Here is a 20532-nt window from a genome sequence, read left to right on the forward strand (position 1 = left end):
AATTAAGATATTGCGGCTTCCAATTTTTAATTAGCAAATGAAGGAATTTGAATTAGAAGCATCGGCAAAAACACCTAAAATCAATTTTAATGCCCAAACAGGGAAGATGTTGATAGAAGGAAGAGCAATTTCTGAACCTGAAGATGGTTTTTGGGAACCTGTACTCAAGTGGTTCTATGCCTATGCGACCACCCCTTATTCAATGACTCAAATTACCTTTAACCTCGACTATTTTAATATTTCCTCTTCAAAACAAATTTTATTTCTTCTCTATAAGTTAAATGAAATTCATGAATCTGGATTAGAAACTGAAGTAATTTGGAAGTTTTCTAATGATGATTTTGAAATGAAAGAAGCTGGACTCGATTTTTCATGTGTCGTGAATGTGCCTTTCCAATTTGAAATGATTGTAACTGAAAAACTGGAACAATATGCTTAAACTATTCTTTCCAATCATTGGGAACAATAAATCTCGATATTCCATCATCAAATAAAAATAGCTTAGGTTCCGATAATGGTTCTTTCAATTGAAGCGAATCAGAAGGATCACGTATTTCAGTAACTGTTGAAGATAACCAAAAAGGTTTTTGTAAAAGCTGAATAGGTGTTGTATTTATATTATGTAAATCTGATTGTCGAATATATGTATTGGGCGATCTTGCGATTTCTCCACCACCCAAACTTACATCTTCGATAAAAAATATTCCTTTCAAAAAAAGGTAAGAATCATCAATCTCTACATTGATTTTTTCGAAGACTTCCTTTCTCCGTCCTAGAGGAAGTTGCTGATGGATAATTTTGTTTAGTTTTAAGTCTAAATTGTCACGTAATCGCGGTCCGACCCAGTACTTAGCCGAGTTAATTTGTGTAGAATGCCGTAAAAGATAATATTTGACTGCACACTCTAAATGAATCACCTTACCTTTGTATCGAATGATAAAATCTAATTCTCCAACTGTTCTTTTATTTTCTATAATTTGATAATTCTGAAGGAGTAATTCTATTGGTTCAAAAGTCTGAAAAAAGTAGGAGAGGAGTGATTCAGCATAAAACCCCAATCGCTTATTTTTCTTTCGATTTGTAAAAAGAATTAAATCATTGGGTCGATCATCCAAATGATTAAAATAGTCGGCACATTGTTGTTTCCATTCTTTTAAAATAGATTTCGGAAACTGATCAAAGGGCTTTAAATCATATTCGTCTTTTAAGGGGGAATCAGAAAATACCAACCAGTATAAGTCTCTAACTGTGTTGTTCTTTATTGCTCTAAAAACCGAATCATTCATATTTTTAAAGATAGTATATTTTGGAATTAATAAACGTGTGTATGCAATAACATTTCTGGAAACACATTTAAAAAATTCAAATCCTTTGCCAATCCTATTTGAATTGATATTTTTGTGCTGAAATTATTCAAAAATAAATAGAATAATATGAGAGTAGTAGATACAATACCGCATGAACGTTTCAAGATTCAGATTTTCTCTTATAATGGGAAATATACGGTGAAAATTGAGTTAGGTCAATTTGAACAAAGTTATAAAATTGGAGAACTTGACGTCATGGGATTAGCAGATGTTAAGGCGATGATTACAAATGAGTTTTTGTCTAAATGTTTGAAGAGATTCATTGATATGCGTGCCGACTGGGAAGAGTCATTTAAAAATAAAAATACTAACATAACAAATTCATAAGCGATGAAAAAATATATTTCTAAAACAATTTTAGGATTAAGTGCAACATTATTAATGGCATCATGTGCAGAGACATCTTCAAATGATACCAACTCTGAAAACACCTCAAAACCAGTTGAGCAAACCGAAAGTAAAAAAGAGAATAATGGTTTAGCTATGGCGTTTTACTACCAAGATTCTATCGCTACACAATTTGGTTTCTATAAAGAAATTGATTCGATCTTAAAGGTGAAAGAAATGAATTTTCAACGTGAATTAGAAGCGAAATACCGTGCATATCAAGCGTATGAAGCAGACATCCAGAAGAAAATGGAGAATAACGAAATCACAGGTTATCAAATTGATGGAATTCAACAAACTGCAATGGAAAAACAGCAGTCTATCCAACAATTCGAGCAGCAACGTGGTGCAGCACTCCAAAGGGAGTCAATGGATTATCAAACAAATTTGATGAATAAAATTGCTCAGGCTGGAAAAGAATTCGCGAATAAAAACGATATCGATTTATTATTCTTTTATCAAAAAGGAGGTCAAATCACTTTTATCAATGATGCTTATGATGTGACTGATGATTTCATCAAGTATCTTAATAAAAGAGAAGAAGAATTGATGTCAGGATTTGAAGAAGAGGTTGAAGCAATGCAAAACGAAGAGTCTGACCAATAATAGACCTTATTTTAAAATAAATTGAAGTTATGTTTATATCACAAGAAAAATTACAAAGTAATATTGCGGAGTATGTAATATACATGTATCAAGTAGAGGACATGATACGTGCTTATAACTTTAATATTGAAAAAATAAGAGCCAATGTCATTCGACCACAAGTAAAAAGTGAATCACTTGAGCTTGAAGCTGTGAAATGGTATGAGGATATCATTCAAGAAATGAAGTCTCGTGGATTAGAAACGAAAGGACATTTACACCGATTAGGAGAGGTGATCACGGAGATGATTTACTTGCACAATACATTAAAAGATGTTGTAAAAGACCAAAAATATTTGGACTTGTTGACTGCAGCAGAAGAAAATGTAGAAGCTTTTCAAAAGAAAAGTGACTTAGGTGCACTTAATATCGTTGAGGTTTGTTTTCAAGCATTATACATGAAGTTACTATTGAAGCTTCAAGGTAAGGAGGTTAGTGCAGAAAGCGAAGCGGCATTTGATACAATGAGAATCGTTTTGGCCTATTTAACCAAAGCTTATCATCAAATGAAAGCAGGTGATATGAGTATGTTTGAGCCAGCTAAATAGCAAATAAAATTTTTTAAAATTGAGAAAGACTGCCTTTAGGTGGTCTTTTTTATTTGGACCTAAATCGGTCGTTGAATTTCTTGATTTGCTCTTCTTTTAAAGCGGATAAATCTTTAGGAACTTTTCTCTTCCATCTTTTGTGTGACCAAATCCAATACTCTGGTGCTTCTTTTATTGTTTCTTCTAATAATTTAGCAAATTCCTCCGTTATTTCACCATATGCTAATGCGCGTGGCGTTGAAGTAATTTCCTTTAAGCGCATTGTATAATGTCCACGCTTTTGTTTGTGTATGCTAAAGTAAACAACCGCTTGATCATATTGATTGGCTAACATTTCTGGTCCAAATAGAATACCTGAAGGCTGATTTAAAAATTCCATCCAATAACATTTCTTTGCATCGCCAGGAGATTGATCAGCCAAAACGAGAGTTGAGATTGTTTCTTTATTATTACTGAAAAATTCATGCACAATCTTTGAATGAATGACTTTCATTCCAAATCTAGATCGTCTTCCATTGAGTTTTTTATCCCAAAATCCATTACTGAGCGGCATACCTATTCCAACAGCTTTGTGCTTGAATAATAGGTTTTGGCCAGTAATTAACCATTCCCAATTGTTGTAGTGTCCAGAAACTAAAAGCACATTCTTGTTTTTACGGTAAAGTTCATCCATAACTTCAGGGTTCTCCACCTTAAAACGTTTCAGCAACTGTGTTTTAGAAATGCTGAGATTTTTTGTTGCTTCAGCCAATAAATCTGTAAAGTGATGATAAAACTTACGTTCAATTTTACGATGTTCTTGAGTTGATAACTCAGGAAAAGAACGTTCTATATTTCCGCGGACTACTTTTCTTCGGTAAGGAACAACAGTAATCAATAAAAGAAAAAAGAAATCCGTAAAAAGGTACAACACACGAAGTGGAAGTAATGAAAGCGGATAAACCAATACATAATATGCGAAAGCACTAAACATTTTGACTTTTTTGTAAAAGTATAAATTAAGATTAACTCTTGCCACACCTAGCAGGTAATTGTAAAAGAATTTTAAATTTGTGATATCAAATTAATACAGTTAAAAAATGGAAAAAATCATCAGTGGTATTCAACAAATTGGAATTGGAGTTCCAAATGTTCAGGAAATCTGGAAATGGTACCGTAAGTTCTTTGGAGTAGATGTTAGAATTTTTGAAGAAGCAGCAGAAGCACCTTTAATGACAAGGTATACTGGTGATAAAGTACATTCTAGAACAGCAACACTTGCACTTTCCATGGAAGGTGGAGGTGGATTTGAAATCTGGCAATTTACAAGTCGTGATACAGAAAAGCCTAAGTTTGATATACAGTTAGGTGATTTTGGATTATATATCTGTCGTATTAAATCAAGAGACGTTCAAGCTTCTTTCAACTATATGAAGTCAAACGGAGCCAAAGTTCTTGGTGAATTGAAGCAAACTCCACATGGCGAGCCACATTTTTTTGTGGAAGATCCTAATGGAAATATCTTTAATGTTGTCAAAGAAGAAACCGTTTTTCAAAAGACAAAGTTTGAAGGAAAAACTGGTGGAGCAGCCGGAGTTATGATTGGAGTGAGCGATATAGATAAGGCAATGAAACTTTATGCTGATATTTTAGGATACTCTAAAGTTGAATATGACGAAACTGAAGTATTTGATTGTTTTTCTGATTTACCAATGGGAGATAAAAAATTACGTCGTGTATTGTTAGCTCATCCTGAAACGAGACAAGGTCCTTTTGCTCCTTTGTTAGGTCCTACAAAAATTGAATTAGTTCAAGCTATTGAAAGAACAGACTGTAAAAGAATATTCCAAGATCGTTTTTGGGGAGATTGGGGCTTCATTCATTTATGTTTTGACGTAAGAAATATGGATCAATTACAGAAAGAATGTGAAGCAGCTGGTTTTCCTTTTACCGTTGATAGTGGAGCAACATTTGACATGGGAGAAGCAGGAGGAAGATTTTCATACATTGAAGATCCAGATGGAGCATGGATAGAATTTGTAGAAACACATAAAGTTCCAGTAATGAAAAAAATTGGCTGGTATATCAATTTGAAAAATAGAGCCCCGAAGAAATCTTTGCCGAAATGGATGCTTAAAGCGATGGGAATGAATCGTGTTAAGTAAATTGTAAATCCTGAATTGTATTGATTAATGATTAATCAGTACCTGAAGGGAATATATTTTTATTAATTTTATAAAATCAAAATTTAAAGTATGTTAAAAAAATATTTCTTCTTTGGTGTGATTGCTGCTCTTGCTGTTTCATGTAATACAAAATTCAGTGTGAATGGGGAATACGAGGAAACTCCTGTGGTTCATTTTCTTTTAGATCAAGGTAAAGATTACCAATTTATGAAACTGAATAAGACATTCTTAGAAGAAGGGAATGCAAATGAATTTGCCAAGGATGCAGAATACTCTTATTTTGATAACGTTGAGGCTACAGTGACAGAGTATGTTGATAATATAGAGACAAGAGAGTGGACGCTTCAAGATACTGTGATTCAAAATAAAAAGGATGGTGTCTTTTATGGTCCAGAACAAAAGTTGTATTTTTTCAAGGTTGACGCATCTAATTCTGCTGAAAAGTTAAATGAAGATGCCGTTTATCAATTGAATGTAAATATAGATAATGGTGTGCATACTGTTACTGGTGAAACATCATTGGTGAAAGGAGTTTCTATTAGCTACCCACAAACAAATCAATCTTTGAATTTTGCTGAGAACGATGTTGCAAACAATGGTTACCGTAGTACACCAATTACATTTTCAAAATCTAATTCAGCGCCGATTTATAAATTACAAATGCGTTTTGATTATAGAGAGTACACTTCTTCTTCCAACGAAGTAAAATCTATTTTATGGAATATCGGTGAATCAGATAATGCCTCTGCAACATCTACAAGTGCTACAATATCAGCTTCTGGTCAACAGTTTTATGAATTTGTTTCGGCCAATATTACTTCAAATGAAGATGTAGTAAAAAGAGAAGTTGATGGTTTTGAGCTTATATTAACAGCAGGGTCAGACGATTTATATACTTATATGTTAACCAACGAACCAACATCTTCTTTAGCACAGAATCAGCCAACATATTCTAATGTTGATGGTGCGCTAGGAATTTTTTCATCGAGGTTAACTTTTACACAATATAAGGCGTCTTATACACCGCCTTTCACAAGAGCTTTAAATCAAAATTCAACTAGAGAATTATGTAATGGACAATTCACAAATACATTAAAGTTTTGTAGTCCAATACCTGGTGATAATACTACATCATTTGCATGTAACTAGGTTTTAGTTCATAGTTAATCATATTGAAATGATGCTGCTCCTGAGAGTAGCATCATTTTTTTTGGACTTAAGTTTATAATATTTCTCAGAATTTTACGTTAATAAATGTGAAGTGAAGTTTGAAAAGTTTATTTTTCTGAATTTCATAGCAACTTAAATATTGTCTGCAAGCAATGTTTAATTCCCCAAAAACCCAAATATTAAAACTATGAGAACTGTAAACCCCATTTACCATCACTCAGACCAGATGCTCCTACAAGAGCGAAACTGGATTGAGATGGCCAAGAAAGACCCCAAGGAATTTGCCCCGTTGTACAAAAAATACCATGAGCAAATTTTTCGTTATATTTATCAACGTATGGATGATAAGCAAGCGGCTAGTGATGTCACATCACAAGTCTTTCTAAAGGCAATTAAAAACCTTAAAAGATTTGAATTTCGTGGACTGCCATTGTCTTCTTGGTTATACCGAATTGCGAAGAGTGAATTAAATCAGTCATTTCGAGATAACAAAGCGAAACGAACCATTAATATTGACAATACTCAAGTCGCTACATTTATGGAGGTTTTTGAAGAAGAAACCAATAACATCAATAAAAAACGTTTGTTTAATGCCTTGAAAGAGCTAAACTCAACAGATTTACAATTGATTGAATTGCGTTATTTTGAAGGAAGACCATATAGAGAGATTGGTGAAATTATCTCTGCTAAAGAAAATAATGCGAAAGTTAAAACCTTTAGGGCATTGGAGAAATTGAAAAAATCATTTAATAAAAATAACTGCTTATGAAACGAAAACTAGTCTATAATCGGTGGAAATTATCTTCCGATGATATTAAAAAACATCAAAACTTTGACGCAATTCTTAACGGTTTGAAAAAGGATCCGTATAAAAATTGGAAAAAAATAACTTTTTGGGGCACAGTGGGAACTACCGCTGTAGCCCTATTTTTTTTAATCTCTCATTTTTAAACTTTAATCTATAGAAAATACACATACTTTAACGCTTTCTTTATTTTTTCAATGTCAATTTTGTCTATGAATTTATTACATTTGTCTTGTGTTGTTTATAGCACATGACTTTAATGAAATTTATAAATAAATGAAGTATATCTTAACATCGTTTGCATTAGTTTTTGGTCTTTCTGTAATAGGACAAGTAACAATCTTAGAAGAAAACTTTGATGCGCCAACCTTACCATCTACGTTTACACTTATCGATAATGATGGAAATACTGTCGCAAATGATGTGCAGGAATATACTGAAGCATGGATCCCAAAAGAAGACCCAATGGATTCTTCAAACGGTACGGCTTCAAGTACTTCTTATTTTAGTCCTGTAGATAGAGCTGATCGTTGGTTGATTACTTCTCAAATGACCTTAGGTGCTTCAGGAAATTTTGTTTCTTGGAATACTATGTCTCACGACCCTTCCTTTCCTGATTCGTATAAAGTGATGGTTTCAACAACTGGAAATAGTCTTTCTGATTTTACCGATACATTAACTGTTGTGAGTAATGAAACTCCATATTGGTCGTCACATACTGAATCTTTGGAAGAATATGCAAACGAAACCATTTATTTGGCATTTGTAAATACTACCTACAACGGTTTTAAATTATATATGGATAGTCTATATGTTAGAGAACAAGATCCGTTGTCAGTTGCCGATGAGAAAATTGAGGTAGCTATTTACCCTAATCCAACAACTGATGTTTTAAATTTGTCTGCTGGTAATGCAAAAATTGAAAGCATTCAAATTTTCAATTCTTTTGGCCAAAAAGTGTTGGATAAAAATACTTCATCTTCTCAATTAAGTATTGATGTCAATCACCTTGACAAGGGAATTTACTTTACATTAGTTAAAACTGATCAAGGTGTTTCTCGCAGTAAGATTATCGTAGAAAACTAATTTGTTTATCTTTAATCTTTGAGGTCGTTTAACTTAACATTATCCGCATATTCATTGATGATGTTCTGATTTTCTTGGATTTCAATCCATCTGATTTCATTGATGCAAAATAGTATCCACATTTCCACATAAAAATTAGAAACGGCATAGAGGTACACCCTATGGTCTCCAATTTGTCTTGCAGCAATGTATTCCCCTTGTTCTTTTAAAATAAGATATCGTTGCTGTAGGCTTGATCGTGTAAATTCTTTTTTTGTGTATTTATGCATTAATTTCGTAAATTTTGAACGATTTTAGAACACAGATGTACAGTTATAAAAATAAGCATCCTTATGTATAAATTACTAATATTTTTTGTCTTTTTATCTTTGAGTTCAATGGCGCAAATCAATACGCCCATTCGAAATCAAAATTCAAATTCAATTGAATTGGAGAAAAAACAATCTAAAAAGGTATTGGAAAGAGAGCCAGTAGAAGCCACAAATGCTGTTGTTTCAAATTATGAAGCTTTTACCTTAAATGTGCGTTATTTGAAATCAGAATTGAATAATCTTGCTTTGTCATCTACACGTAAAACACCTACTCCAAAGCAGCAAAAGCAGTTTGAAGCGCAATTGAAATATATCAAATCCTTAGATCATAAATCATTCGATTATCATTTGCTAAATTATCAGGTTGGAAACTATGATTTTTCTAGGATCAAAAGTCTTAAAACAGCAGCTAAAATCAAACCGTTAGATTTTACAGTTTTAAAAGAGTTATCTGCCTATTATTATATAATTGACGATCAAAAAGATTTATCGAATCACCTAATTAAAATAGATCAACAGGGTTATTTTTCTTCAGATTTAATTGCTTTTGCAACAAATACATTGTTATCACTACCTAAAAAATCTGTTTTAGTAAGTCACGGAGAACAAGATACTTATCCCTTGTTGATTCAACAAAAAATAAAAAATATTCGATCAGATGTGGAAATCATCAGTTTAGAGCATCTACAAAGTGAAGACTATCGTAAAAAACTCAAAAAACAAGGAATGAAGATGCCCAACACAGAAATTATTGACACACATTTTTTTGATCAATTTTTAGCGTTAAATAAAAATCACAATATTGTTGTGGCTTCAACTCTGCCTAAACCTTACTTAATGAAAGTAGAAGGGATTGCTAATGCAGGATTAGGATTCGCTTATGAATCATCAGTTAAGGAAGAATACAATTTGAACATCTATCATCAATTAATGAAGCAGGCTATTCAGACACATATTGATACAGCTAAAGACCAGAAGATTTTGGTAAATTACTTGCCATATTTGTTTTCAGTTCGAAACCAAATGATGGAAATTGAAGACCAAAACTCAGTCCGTGAAATTGAATTATTAATTTATCAAATAGGTAGAGCTTCAAACACTTTGGGTAAAATCAAAAAGATTATGAAATAACAATATGGGATTATTTCGTGTAAATTATAATAAGCAAAGTGATGAGCAGTTAGTTCGACTCATGGCTAAAGGTGATGAGCGTGCTTTTGATATGATTTATCAAAGATACGGTGCTAAATTGGCTTATTTCTTTACGCGTAAATTGAAGCATGACAAAGAGAAAGGGGAGGATTTTATGCATGATTTGTTTGCAAAGTTAATCGATAGACCAGAGCTTTTTGATTCAAGTAGAAGCTTTAAAACATGGATTTATTCTGTGGCCAATAATATGTGTATTAATGAGTATAAGAAGATGGCAGTGCGTTCAAATACAATTAATGGATTATCTCCAGAAATACAAGTCTCTTCTGATAATCAACCTTTGGAGGATCAGCTCAATGAGAAAAACTTTAGTAGTGATTTGGAAAAAGCAATGTCAAAATTAGATGAAAAACACCGTGAAGTATTTGTAATGAGACATATTGATGGATTATCAGTAAAGGAAGTTGCTGAAGTCATGAACATTAATGAAGGAACGGTTAAATCAAGACTCTTTTATGCTACCAAAAAAATTGCAGGCGTTCTACAAATGTATAATCCCGTAAACAAAGATTAAAATGGAAGATTTAATAAAAAATATTATCATCAACAAACGCTATTTTGAATTGAATTCAGAAGAGAAGATGTTGGTGAAAAAATATGCAAAGAATGAGGAGGAGTTTGAAGCCTTAAAAATCACATTTGGTTCTGTTTATAATTTTAATGAAGAATTAAACGCTAAATTATCACCTGGGGTAAAGGAGAAGTTAAATGAGAGATTTAAAACAAAACATAGTGCTGAAAAAAATATTCAGTGGAATCAATTATTGTATTTCTTTTTTCCTCAAGATAGGCAATTTTACCAAAAGCCTGCATTTCAAATAGCTGCAATTGCCTTGATGGTATTCCTTACAATTCCTTTTTTATGGAAGGAAAAAACGCCTCAATATGCAATAAACACAACAGGAAATTCCATAGAAATTAATAAAGTTGAATTTGAAAATACAACTCCAGAGTCTGATAGAGTATCAACAGAAAATAATGTTCAACATTTAAAAGAAGTGCCTAAAAGTACTCAAGATGTTGTTTCTCCGCCACCGCCTGTTGCTGTAATAGAAGAGAACACTCTAGATTTAGGGGAAGAAGATGTAGTCATTGAGGAGGAATATGTCCTGGAGGATTATATGCTCTCACCACAAAATGAGACTACGATCTCAACTGAAAGGAGGGTCTCTAATTTGTCAGGAGATACACGTGTAGAACATGCAGAAATTCAAAAATCAAATAAAAAGGTTGAGACTTCTGAAACTTTAGATTTGTTAATCGCTTTATATTAAATTAAGCGACGATTAATTATTGTGAATATCTAATGGAGCACGTGATAAGATATCATATTTCTTTCCTTCCCTTTTCATAAAACGCTGCCAAATATCCGATATTGAAGTATCCATTATTTCTAAAGGATTGAGTACAGGTGCAACAATCCAGTTATTGCGATTTATTTCTTCTTCAAGTTGACCACCATCCCAGCCAGAGTATCCTAAAAAGAATCTAACTTTTGAATTGTCAATTAAACCGTCTTTTAATTGTTCAATTAATAAATCGTAGTCGCCGCCGATAAAAATTCCGTCATCTACTTCAACACTCCCTGGAAGTCTATTTCCTAAGGTATGAATAAAAAAGATGTTTTCTGTTTGAACTGGACCGCCGATACTAATGTTGGCGCCAATATCTGGAAAGTTTTTAGCCACATCTGCTAAGTTGATATCTAAATAATTTGTTAGCACGAATCCAAACGTTCCTTGACTATTGTAATCACATAAATAAACAACCGAACGACCGAAATAGTCATCTTTTGAAAAAGGATCAGAGATTAATACACGACCTTTTCGTGGTTTTCTATTGTTTTTAAATGATAAATCGATTGCCATATTCTGATAATTAGTTTTAAAGCATAAACTCTGATGAAAACAATCATCATGCACATAAAAGTAAAAATATAGATGGAATAAAAGTAATTTTTTCAGATTAATACTTACAGAATTTAATTTAGATCTATTGATGACATTTTTGCTAAACGTGAGTTGAGAAAGATATTTAATGACAAAAGGGACTACGTAAATACGATATGCGAAGTGAATCATTAATTTAAATTGATTTACGCCAGGATATTCTATTTGTTGATTAAATAATTTTCGTATATTTGATTAATATTTAAACAATTATAAGCACCATGGAGATCTATTTATCATCAAATTTAAAGTTGCTCAGAAAAAATAGAAAGCTTTCCCAAGAGGAAGTAGCCGGAAAGTTAAATTTAACCCGTTCATCTTATTCAGGTTATGAAAATGGTGTCGCTGAACCTGGTGTAGAGAATTTATTGAAAATGAGTAAGTTCTATCGAATCCCTTTAGATGATTTATTGAAACGTGATTTTTCTAAACTTACGGAAAATGACTGGGAAGCTATCCAGAAAGGAGTTTATGCAGATGTTAAAGGTAGAAGACTTCGTGTTTTGACTTCAATGGTCTCTGAGCAAAATGATGATGTCATTGAAATGATTCCACAAAAAGCCAGTGCGGGGTATACCTTAGGTTATTCTGATCCAGATTATCTAAAGGTTTTGCCAACTTTCCAACTTCCATTTTTAAAGAAAGACAAAAAATACCGTTCTTTTCCTATTCAAGGAGATAGTATGCCACCTGTTTCTCCTGGTTCATATGTTGTTGCAGAATATATACAAAACTGGGAATCACTTAAAAACAATCATCCATATATCATCATTACTAAAGAAGAAGGAATTGTTTTTAAAATCGTAAATAAAATTCCTGGTAAAGAAAATGTGATCCAACTTTCCTCTACAAATCCATTATACGAACCTTATTTGTTGGATATTAATGAGGTGATAGAGATTTGGAAATTTGTGAATTATATTTCCCATGACCTACCTGAAGTTACTATTTCAGAAGATGATTTGCTGAAATCTGTAAAATCTATACAAAAACAAGTCAATGAAATGAGATCGTTCATGCAAACTGATCAATAGTTATTCTTTGTGTTTAATCTTTAGGGGGTCTGAAAGAAACAAAACATTCGTTTGTAGCATTAAAAATATTGATTATTAATTTGTTGTGCTAATTATCGTCATTATGTAGTTGTCTTTCTACAATCTATTATTGAATTATATAAAATTTCATCTTTATTATGTTAATTTTGAACTAAGTTCAACTTGTATTGTTCTAGAGATAGGATTAATATTATTAAAATGAAGCAACCAGTTTTACTTATCGTAGATGATGAAAAAGACATCAGAGCGCTCTACCACTCAATTGTGAATCGAAATTTTGATTTTGGAATTATTGAGGCGGAATCTTTAGAGGCTGTTAAAAATCTTCTTCCTCATACAGTTCCAGATTTTGTATTACTCGATCTTTGTCTAAAAGATGGTAGTGGATTTGATGTTATTCCTGCTTTGAAAAAAGTGAATCCAGAGGTTAAAATTTTGATTATCACAGCCTTTAATCATTGTAAAGAAAAAAGAAAAGCTGTTGAAATGGGAGCTGTTGGATTATTGGCAAAACCATTTGATCAAAATCAACTGATTGACCATTTAAAAACAATGCATTATCCTGATTAAATGGTGAAAAAGAAAATTCTAATCATTGATGATGATGTTGACATCTGTATGCTTTTAAAAAGATTTTTTGAACGCAATAATTACGATGTTGAAATAGCTTTCAAAGGAAAAGAAGGAATCGATCTTTTGAAGGACAACAAAGTGGATCTTGTACTTACTGATTTTAGACTTCCAGATAAAAATGGTTTCGAAATGCTTGAAGCCATTAAATCAATTAATGAAGAAATACCAGTAATCATTATTACGGGATATTCTGAAGTCAACCAAGCGATTAAAGCAATTCGACTAGGAGCGCATGAATATGTGACCAAACCAATTTACCCTGAAGAAATACTTTTACTAATTCAAGATGCTTTAAGTGATTCAACAACTAATGTGGAATTTGAAAAAGAATCCACGTTTTCTGAACAGAAACCAGTTGAGCAAGAAAACGATAAAAGGAACCCTTCTCAGGTAAGTTCGGATACTTATATCATTCCAAACAGTGAGTCTTCAAAAAAAATACAGCAGCTCATTAATTTAGTTGCTCCAACCAATATGACAGTAGTTATAATTGGAGAAAGTGGGACAGGTAAGGAGGTTGCTGCAAGAATGATTCATGATGCAAGTGAAAGGAAAGGACAAGCTTTTATTCCCGTTGATTGTGGGGCATTGCCTCAGGAATTAGCTTCCAGTGAATTGTTTGGACATGTAAAAGGAGCCTTTACTGGAGCAACATCTGATAAAAAAGGAAGTTTTGAGTTGGCACATAATGGAACACTTTTTTTAGATGAAATAGGAAACTTGTCATATGAAAATCAAGTGAAGTTACTTCGCGTTCTACAAGAAAGAGTGATCAGAAAAGTAGGAAGTGAAAAAGATAAATCAATTGATGTAAGAATCATTGTTGCAACCAATGAAGATTTATCTGTTGCTATGGAAAAAGGAGATTTTAGAGAAGATATTTATTATCGAATCAATGAATTTAAAATTGAATTGCCACCATTGAGAAATAATCATGAAGCATTAAACGATTATATTCAGTTTTTCATTGACAAAGCAAGTGATGAACTAGGAATGAAGGTGAGCTCACTAAACGAAGAGGTGCTTAAATTATTCTCTTTATATGACTGGCCAGGAAATTTACGAGAACTTAAAAATGTAATTAAGTATGCTGTTTTGATGTCTGAAGGTTCAATTATTGAAAAACAAAATCTTCCAGTTGATATTTTAAAAGCTTTGAAAAATTTGCAAAACAAAAACTCATTTAGAGGTGTTAAAGAAGGGCAAGAAGAGTCCCTACTTTTAAAGGATATTACCGCAAATGCAGAAATTAAAGCCATACTGAATGCTTTAGAGATAGCAAATAATAATAAGACTCAAGCTGCTGAAATACTTGGTATAGATAGAAAAACGCTTTACAATAAGCTAAATAACTATGATTTATTGGATACATGATTAAAGACAAAGGATATAGCTATTATAATTATTTTTTATTCCTCTCATTATTTTTAATCGCGGGATATTTTATTACTTCTCTTTATTTGATGAATCGCTCGTCTCGTTCTGGTAAGCAGGCTGAGATGTTTGGTTATACTGTAGAAAAAACCAATAAAGTGATTCAACAAGTTACCCAATTAGAAACTTCTGCTTACAGTTTTATTCTAACAAAAGGGAAAAGAAGTAAAGCGATTTACTTGCATAAAAAAGAAGGTCTTCTTAAAGATGTTGATAAACTGATCAACCACTGTCTAAAATTAGAATTACCTTTTCATGAAACAGAAAAATTAAATAAGCTGATTATTCAACGTATTAAGACGCTAGAATATTTAATGAGCGAAGAAAATATGTCTTCTGATCATCAAATTGAACATATGGCTTTCGGTAATGAAACAACATTACAAATCTTAAACACCTTGAAAAAGATTCGATCTGTGAATGGACAGATGCGTGAAAGTAACCAAAGAGATGCTAAAATTGCAAATCGAAATGCGATGGTTTTACTGGCAATTTTTGGTGCGATTATGATTTTGATCGTATTCATTAGCTTCTTTAAAATGAGAAAAGAAATCATGAGAAGTGAGCGTTACCTTAAAGAAATTAATCAAATTAATTTTGAATTGAGTTCCATGAACGAAAATCTTGAGAATTTCGCATACGTGGCTTCACATGATTTAAATGAACCACTACGAAAAATCAAAACTTTTGGAGATTTAATCGAAATTGAACTGAGTAATGAAGAAATAAGCAGAGAAACAATTGTTCAACATGTTAATCGTATGCAATCTGCATCAACGAGAATGCAAGATTTGATAGAAGATCTACTTTCCTATTCTCGAATTTCTAGAGATTATGAAATCAATAAGAAAATCGACTTAAATAAAGAAGTTTTAACGGTTTTAAGTGATTTAGAAATTAGTATAAAAGAAAATAATGCCGAAATCATAATTAATCGATTACCACATGAAATTTTAGCTGACGAAGTACAAATGCGTCAATTATTTCAGAATTTAATCAGTAATGCAATTAAATTTAAGAAAGCCGACCAAGACCCGATTGTAAAAATAGACAGCGAAAGAGTTATTGCTCGTCAAACTGGAATTGAAGAGCTTCAGGCTTATGACAATAAAGAATATTGGAAGATTTCGGTTAATGATAACGGTATTGGTTTTGAAGAACAATATTCAGAAAAGGTATTTGCTGTTTTTCAACGACTACATGGACGATCTGCTTATGAAGGTACAGGGATTGGTTTGTCGATCTGTAAAAAGATAGCTGAAAATCACAATGGTTCAATTTCAGTAATTTCAAAGATTGGAGAAGGAGCAACTTTTGAAATTTATTTACCCGTAACATGATGCTATGAGTTTAAAAGTATTGATTATCGACGATGATGAAGATGACTATGTGATTATGAGTCATTATTTGTCTAAAATTAAAACCGAAGAATATGATGTTTTTTGGTGTAATGATTTTGACCTTGCGGAACAAGAAATTTTGAAAGATGAACATCATATTTATTTAATTGATCATTTTCTAGGTAAAGGTGAAGGTATTCAAATTATAGAAAGAATACGTGAACGTGGTATTCTTAAACCAATGATTTTATTGACAGGTTCTTCAAACTATGCCGTTGATGAAGAAGCAATGTCAAAAGGAGCCTCTGATTTTTTAATCAAAAAAGAAGTACGTGTTGATACTTTAGAGCGGGCCATGCGTTATGCTTTGGAAAGATATAATCAGGAAAAGAACATAAGAGCTCAAGAAAAAAAGTACAGAAGCCTTTTTGAATTAAGTCTAGAACCTTTTTTGGTCCTTAATTCAAATATGTGTGTTACAGAATATAATGCAGCTTTTTTAGATGTTTTCCACGATGCTAATACGCCAACACAATTACTTCAAAATACTTGTTTTAGTCAACTTTTTAAATACGAATTTGATTTCAATTCTTTAAAAAATCAATTGAACAAGGATGGCTTTGTGAAAGGTTTTAAAACAACTTTAGTCAATAAAGGTGTTGATGTGGTAGTTGTTTTATCAATTGCCCACATCCCTTATGGAACGGATGGAGATAAAGCTTATCACGTGGCCATTAGTGACTTAACAAAGTTGATGGAACAAGAGGCAGAGTTAAAAAAGGTAGAGAAAATGAGTATGTCTGGTCGTATGGCACGAATGATTGCGCATGAGGTACGTAATCCATTGACCAATATTCGATTGGCTGTTAGTGAATTGTCTGTAATTTCCTCTGACGAAGATGAAAAATCTGATAAAAAGCTTTTGGAACAGATGATAGACCGAAATACCATTCGTATATCCGATTTGATTGATGATCTACTCAAGTCTGCGCGTCCTCCTGAGTTAGAATTGGTCAATACTGAATTGAGAAAGGTGTTGGATGCAGCAATTCAATTTTGTGATGATAGGGTGAAATTATTAAATGTTCAATTGACACTTGATTATTGCGATGATGTTTTTGAAGGTTATTGGGATCCAGAAAAACTTAAGATTGCCTTGGTGAATATCATCATCAATGCTATTGAAGCAATGGCCGATAAAGAAAATCCAGAACTTTTAATAACCTTAACTAAAGAAGGAAACCGACCAGTGATTTTAATTAAAGATAATGGGAAAGGTATGGATGAAGAAACCCAAACAAATTTATTTGATCCATTTTTTACCAAAAGAAAAGATGGTCTTGGTTTAGGAATGACTGCTACATTGAACATTATCAACATGCATAAAGGAAAAGTTGTTGTAAATTCTACAGAAGGACACGGGACGAAATTTAAAGTGACCCTTTAATCCACTTTTGCTTTAATTTTTTGTAGTCTAATTTCATTGCAAGCAATATTAGTATAGCAATGTGAGCAGGAATGATATATCTAACTATTGCTCCTGATACTGGTGTTGTCCAGCCCACAATCATAGCCACAAATGCCCCAAAAAGTGAAAGTGTAATCAAAATTCTTTTATCGCTCTGATTTAAGGATCTTGGATAAATAACAAAGGACATTATAAAAAGTATGATAAAAAGAATGTTTTCAATAAATGCAGGATATTGCAACCATGTGCTTTTGCGATTAGGAATAGGTTGTACGAAGGAGTTGTAAATGGCTTCAGGAATATTTTTAATCATTTGCCAATAATCATCTTTGATCAATGTAACATCAACTTTACTACCCGTTTTAGCAAGAGAAAGGTAAATGGAATATGTTTTACCAACTTCATTTAGTTGCATCGGAAAGCGTTCAAAATTTTCATTTTTCTTCATATAATATGCTCCAACCGGCTCGATTAATGTAGCAGTATTATTCTTGAATTCAAAATGATCCCTATTGGAATGATAGATGTAGTAATAATGTTTATCATCTCCATTCAAATACAAACCTCCATCACGTAAATTGATAAAATCTTCTTGTTGATTTGCAATGATATATGCAATCTTGTCACCATATCCACTTACGGCTAAAATTGAAATTCCCAGTGCCAAATAAAAAGATAATGAAAGCCAAAGATTTTTAAATAACCTACTGAAAATAAAGTGATAAATTAAGGCTGCAAGCAGACAAATCAATGCATAGGGTTTTATGCTTACTGTTAAAAGTAATCCTATGATGATTCTCCATAACCTTCTAGAAGGTGAGAGATTATCAAACAAAGCTCTGATTAAGATAAATAATCCAAAAATCATAAGCGGTTCTTTGATAATGCTGCTACTCCAAAATGCTAAACTTGGGGCTAGTGTTAATGCTACAAGTAATATCCATTGGGGAATATTAGACTTCTTTTTAAGCCATTGAAAAACATCAACGCCACCCATAAAAGAAGCAAAACTAAAAAAGAGGAAATGAATAAAAACCTCTCCATTTGAAATGAAATAGAGTAATGCGTTAATGCGTAAAATATGTCTAGAATCATTGGGTAAAAAACGATCACCTCCATTCCAATGACTTGTCGCCTCTAGGTATTTATTGATCAACTCAGGGTCATTATTTAATCCGAATAAGAATTGAAAAAATGCCTTTGGTGAAGCGTAAAAGACATCGTGTAGAATTCTACTTTCATTAAAGAACATTCCCGCATCAGCGGTTAATTCACCTCCTCCATAATGATAGGTGTAGACATATAAGAAAAACAGTGCGAATCCTATCTTGACTAGAAATAAACCAGGTAAAGTGTATACAGGCAAATCAAGAATATGCTTTTTGTTGATTGAATAAGTCAACCATAAAAAAAGTAGGGTATAAAATGCTATTAGAATAATGCCCAAGAATCTATTTTTGTCCAAAAATAGAAAACATATTTGTAAACACACCTTTATTGGTGTTCTGTGACTTCATTTTAGTATCCTTTTTTTGAAATTCTACAATCTTATTAAAACTTTTAGAATAGGTTTAAACTTATGTTAATTGTTTCTTTATTTTTGCTACGATGATAGACAGTTATAGACATAAAGGCATGCGCAGGCAGCTGATCGAAGAGTTACAGTTAAAAGGGATTAACAATCAAAAAGTGCTTGATGCATTTGATAAAGTGCCGAGACACTTTTTTTTGGATTCATCTTTTATGAATCAAGCCTATACAAATATTGCTTTTCAAATTGGTGCCGGACAAACCATTAGTCATCCTTATACTGTTGCTTTCCAAACGACATTACTTGGGTTGGAACGTGGTCATCGTGTACTTGAAATTGGAACAGGATCAGGTTTTCAAACGGCAATCTTATGTGCCATCGGTGCCCGAGTGGTCTCGATAGAACGTCAAAAAGAACTTTTCATAAAAGCAAAACCGATTATTACTCATTTAGGGTATTCGCCTAATCTATTTTATGGTGATGGTTATAAAGGCAAGGTTTCTTATGCTCCGTACGATTCTATTTTGGTAACCTGTGGAGCTCCATTTATTCCGCAAGAGTTAAAAGACCAATTGAAAGTAGGTGGTAAGCTTGTGATTCCAATTGGTGGAGATGGTAAGCAGATTATGACACGACTGATTAAACTAGGTGAGGATGAATGGAAAACAGAAACTTTTGGAGACTTTAGTTTTGTTCCAATGTTGAAAAAAACAGCTAAATAATGAGGGAGTTATTACCGTTAACTATTTCCAGTAGCATTTCAGCTAAGCCTTCGGTATTGTTAACGCCCGAATTTGAAAAGTTTACTTTTATACAACCCTTAAACTCAGATTTTATTCTAGCCCAAACAATTTATTCTTTATTACATAAACACTTTAAAATTGAAACTCTTGAAGCAGGAAAGTTTAAATTGAATCAGGTGAATTATTTGTTAGCAAAAGAACATGAAGGCATCGTAAATGTGGATAATTGGATCGATTGCTTATGGACCTCAAAACGAAAATTCAATCATTTATTGAATCCCGATAAATTGTTTGTGATGTATTTAGTTAATCTGTTTTTTCCTGTTTTTGGTGAAACAAAAAAACTGCTATTGCCTGGTAAAAAAGATAGATTTGTAGTGGATGCTTATCCAATATTGACCAATAAAGAAGGAATTTATTTCAAGACAATTGATTTGAATCAGTTGGGTATTACGCAATTTGAATTTAAAAGCCTATTTGCCTATCTTCGTGATGATTTACCACAAATCCTTGATGATTTCTCTGTTTTACATCATGATAATCTTTATAAAGACTTAAAATATCAAGTAAGTTTATATCCTTCTATAAGAAATAAATATTGGAATGAACTGAAGAAATGCTTTGAACCTGATTTTAAAACTTTTGCATTTGCAGAAGTCGAAAATTATCTATTGAAACTGTAA

The 20532-nt window shown here is 32.4% G+C and carries 23 protein-coding genes; 18 read left to right on the plus strand and 5 right to left on the minus strand.

Going from position 1 to position 20532, the window contains the following annotated elements:
- The first annotated feature begins 37 nt into the window (after window positions 1-37).
- A complete protein-coding gene (locus DXU93_RS11690; protein WP_116881476.1) occupies window positions 38-439 on the plus strand; it encodes a DUF1987 domain-containing protein in 402 nt (133 codons plus the stop codon).
- A 1-nt stretch (window position 440) separates the two neighbouring features.
- Here the strand turns inward: DXU93_RS11690 and DXU93_RS11695 are convergent, their stop codons facing one another.
- Window positions 441-1286, minus strand: coding sequence for a DUF1853 family protein (locus tag DXU93_RS11695; RefSeq protein ID WP_116881477.1), 846 nt, complete (start codon window positions 1284-1286; stop codon window positions 441-443).
- Window positions 1287-1433: 147 nt separating this feature from the next.
- Here DXU93_RS11695 and DXU93_RS11700 point away from each other — a divergent pair, with 147 nt between their 5' ends.
- The 3 genes from DXU93_RS11700 to DXU93_RS11710 are packed head-to-tail and all read left to right on the plus strand — an operon-like array spanning window position 1434 to window position 2947.
- Entirely contained in the window at window positions 1434-1694 is a 261-nt protein-coding gene (locus DXU93_RS11700; RefSeq protein ID WP_116881478.1) for a hypothetical protein, read from the plus strand.
- A 3-nt stretch (window positions 1695-1697) separates the two neighbouring features.
- Window positions 1698-2360 carry an OmpH family outer membrane protein gene (locus tag DXU93_RS11705; protein ID WP_116881479.1) on the plus strand — a complete coding sequence of 221 codons (663 nt, stop codon included), beginning with the start codon at window positions 1698-1700 and terminating at the stop codon, window positions 2358-2360.
- A 29-nt stretch (window positions 2361-2389) separates the two neighbouring features.
- Window positions 2390-2947, plus strand: a complete 558-nt coding sequence (locus DXU93_RS11710) for a DUF4924 family protein (protein ID WP_116881480.1) — start codon at window positions 2390-2392, stop codon at window positions 2945-2947.
- Between the two features lie 49 nt (window positions 2948-2996).
- On the opposite strand, the gene DXU93_RS11715 is transcribed toward DXU93_RS11710, so the two are convergent.
- The gene (locus tag DXU93_RS11715) at window positions 2997-3920 is read right to left on the minus strand and encodes a lysophospholipid acyltransferase family protein (RefSeq protein WP_116881481.1); all 924 of its coding nucleotides are present in this window, start codon (window positions 3918-3920) and stop codon (window positions 2997-2999) included.
- Between the two features lie 106 nt (window positions 3921-4026).
- On the opposite strand from DXU93_RS11715, the gene DXU93_RS11720 reads away from it, so the two are divergent.
- The 4 genes from DXU93_RS11720 (at window position 4027) to DXU93_RS11740 (ending at window position 8173) form a co-directional block, all read left to right on the plus strand.
- Window positions 4027-5091, plus strand: coding sequence for a VOC family protein (locus DXU93_RS11720; RefSeq protein WP_116881482.1), 1065 nt, complete (start codon window positions 4027-4029; stop codon window positions 5089-5091).
- A 90-nt stretch (window positions 5092-5181) separates the two neighbouring features.
- On the plus strand, window positions 5182-6261 hold the full coding sequence (locus DXU93_RS11725; RefSeq protein WP_116881483.1) for a DUF4249 family protein: 1080 nt from the start codon (window positions 5182-5184) through the stop codon (window positions 6259-6261).
- A gap of 208 nt (window positions 6262-6469) precedes the next feature.
- A complete protein-coding gene (locus DXU93_RS11730) occupies window positions 6470-7051 on the plus strand; it encodes an RNA polymerase sigma factor (RefSeq protein WP_116881484.1) in 582 nt (193 codons plus the stop codon).
- A 312-nt stretch (window positions 7052-7363) separates the two neighbouring features.
- Window positions 7364-8173 carry a T9SS-dependent choice-of-anchor J family protein gene (locus DXU93_RS11740; protein ID WP_116881486.1) on the plus strand — a complete coding sequence of 270 codons (810 nt, stop codon included), beginning with the start codon at window positions 7364-7366 and terminating at the stop codon, window positions 8171-8173.
- Between the two features lie 11 nt (window positions 8174-8184).
- Here DXU93_RS11740 and DXU93_RS11745 read toward each other — a convergent pair whose 3' ends face one another.
- Window positions 8185-8442, minus strand: coding sequence for a hypothetical protein (locus DXU93_RS11745; RefSeq protein WP_116881487.1), 258 nt, complete (start codon window positions 8440-8442; stop codon window positions 8185-8187).
- Window positions 8443-8505: 63 nt separating this feature from the next.
- Here DXU93_RS11745 and DXU93_RS11750 point away from each other — a divergent pair, with 63 nt between their 5' ends.
- Genes DXU93_RS11750 through DXU93_RS11760 form a run of 3 tightly spaced genes read left to right on the plus strand, consistent with a single transcriptional unit; the run spans window position 8506 to window position 10970 of the window.
- Window positions 8506-9615 carry a hypothetical protein gene (locus DXU93_RS11750; protein ID WP_123776124.1) on the plus strand — a complete coding sequence of 370 codons (1110 nt, stop codon included), beginning with the start codon at window positions 8506-8508 and terminating at the stop codon, window positions 9613-9615.
- A gap of 4 nt (window positions 9616-9619) precedes the next feature.
- A complete protein-coding gene (locus DXU93_RS11755) occupies window positions 9620-10210 on the plus strand; it encodes an RNA polymerase sigma factor (RefSeq protein ID WP_116881489.1) in 591 nt (196 codons plus the stop codon).
- 1 nt (window position 10211) lies between these two features.
- A complete protein-coding gene (locus DXU93_RS11760; RefSeq protein ID WP_116881490.1) occupies window positions 10212-10970 on the plus strand; it encodes a hypothetical protein in 759 nt (252 codons plus the stop codon).
- Between the two features lie 12 nt (window positions 10971-10982).
- Here DXU93_RS11760 and DXU93_RS11765 read toward each other — a convergent pair whose 3' ends face one another.
- The gene (locus tag DXU93_RS11765) at window positions 10983-11564 is read right to left on the minus strand and encodes a YqgE/AlgH family protein (protein WP_165851396.1); all 582 of its coding nucleotides are present in this window, start codon (window positions 11562-11564) and stop codon (window positions 10983-10985) included.
- A 302-nt stretch (window positions 11565-11866) separates the two neighbouring features.
- Between DXU93_RS11765 and DXU93_RS11770 the strand changes: the two genes are divergently transcribed.
- The 5 genes from DXU93_RS11770 (at window position 11867) to DXU93_RS11790 (ending at window position 17554) form a co-directional block, all read left to right on the plus strand.
- Complete coding sequence (locus tag DXU93_RS11770) at window positions 11867-12679, plus strand: XRE family transcriptional regulator (RefSeq protein WP_116881492.1); 813 nt, start codon at window positions 11867-11869, stop codon at window positions 12677-12679.
- A gap of 219 nt (window positions 12680-12898) precedes the next feature.
- Entirely contained in the window at window positions 12899-13270 is a 372-nt protein-coding gene (locus tag DXU93_RS11775; protein WP_116881493.1) for a response regulator, read from the plus strand.
- Window positions 13271-14707 carry a sigma-54-dependent transcriptional regulator gene (locus DXU93_RS11780; protein WP_116881494.1) on the plus strand — a complete coding sequence of 479 codons (1437 nt, stop codon included), beginning with the start codon at window positions 13271-13273 and terminating at the stop codon, window positions 14705-14707. It begins immediately after the preceding gene.
- Window positions 14704-16107, plus strand: coding sequence for a sensor histidine kinase (locus DXU93_RS11785; RefSeq protein WP_116881495.1), 1404 nt, complete (start codon window positions 14704-14706; stop codon window positions 16105-16107). The genes DXU93_RS11780 and DXU93_RS11785 overlap by 4 nt, the downstream gene beginning before the upstream one ends.
- Before the next feature lie 4 nt (window positions 16108-16111).
- A complete protein-coding gene (locus DXU93_RS11790; protein WP_116881496.1) occupies window positions 16112-17554 on the plus strand; it encodes a hybrid sensor histidine kinase/response regulator in 1443 nt (480 codons plus the stop codon).
- On the opposite strand, the gene DXU93_RS11795 is transcribed toward DXU93_RS11790, so the two are convergent.
- Entirely contained in the window at window positions 17538-19022 is a 1485-nt protein-coding gene (locus tag DXU93_RS11795; RefSeq protein WP_123776125.1) for a hypothetical protein, read from the minus strand. The two genes, DXU93_RS11790 and DXU93_RS11795, sit on opposite strands and share 17 nt — an antisense overlap.
- A 161-nt stretch (window positions 19023-19183) precedes the next feature.
- Here DXU93_RS11795 and DXU93_RS11800 point away from each other — a divergent pair, with 161 nt between their 5' ends.
- Both DXU93_RS11800 and DXU93_RS11805 read left to right on the plus strand, forming a co-directional pair.
- Complete coding sequence (locus DXU93_RS11800) at window positions 19184-19828, plus strand: protein-L-isoaspartate(D-aspartate) O-methyltransferase (RefSeq protein ID WP_116881498.1); 645 nt, start codon at window positions 19184-19186, stop codon at window positions 19826-19828.
- Window positions 19828-20532: a hypothetical protein gene (locus DXU93_RS11805; RefSeq protein ID WP_116881499.1), complete on the plus strand. Its 705-nt coding sequence runs from the start codon at window positions 19828-19830 to the stop codon at window positions 20530-20532. The genes DXU93_RS11800 and DXU93_RS11805 overlap by 1 nt, the downstream gene beginning before the upstream one ends.

The sequence above is a fragment of the Brumimicrobium aurantiacum genome (assembly GCF_003402975.1).
Taxonomy (GTDB): Bacteria; Bacteroidota; Bacteroidia; order Flavobacteriales_D; family Crocinitomicaceae; genus Brumimicrobium; species Brumimicrobium aurantiacum.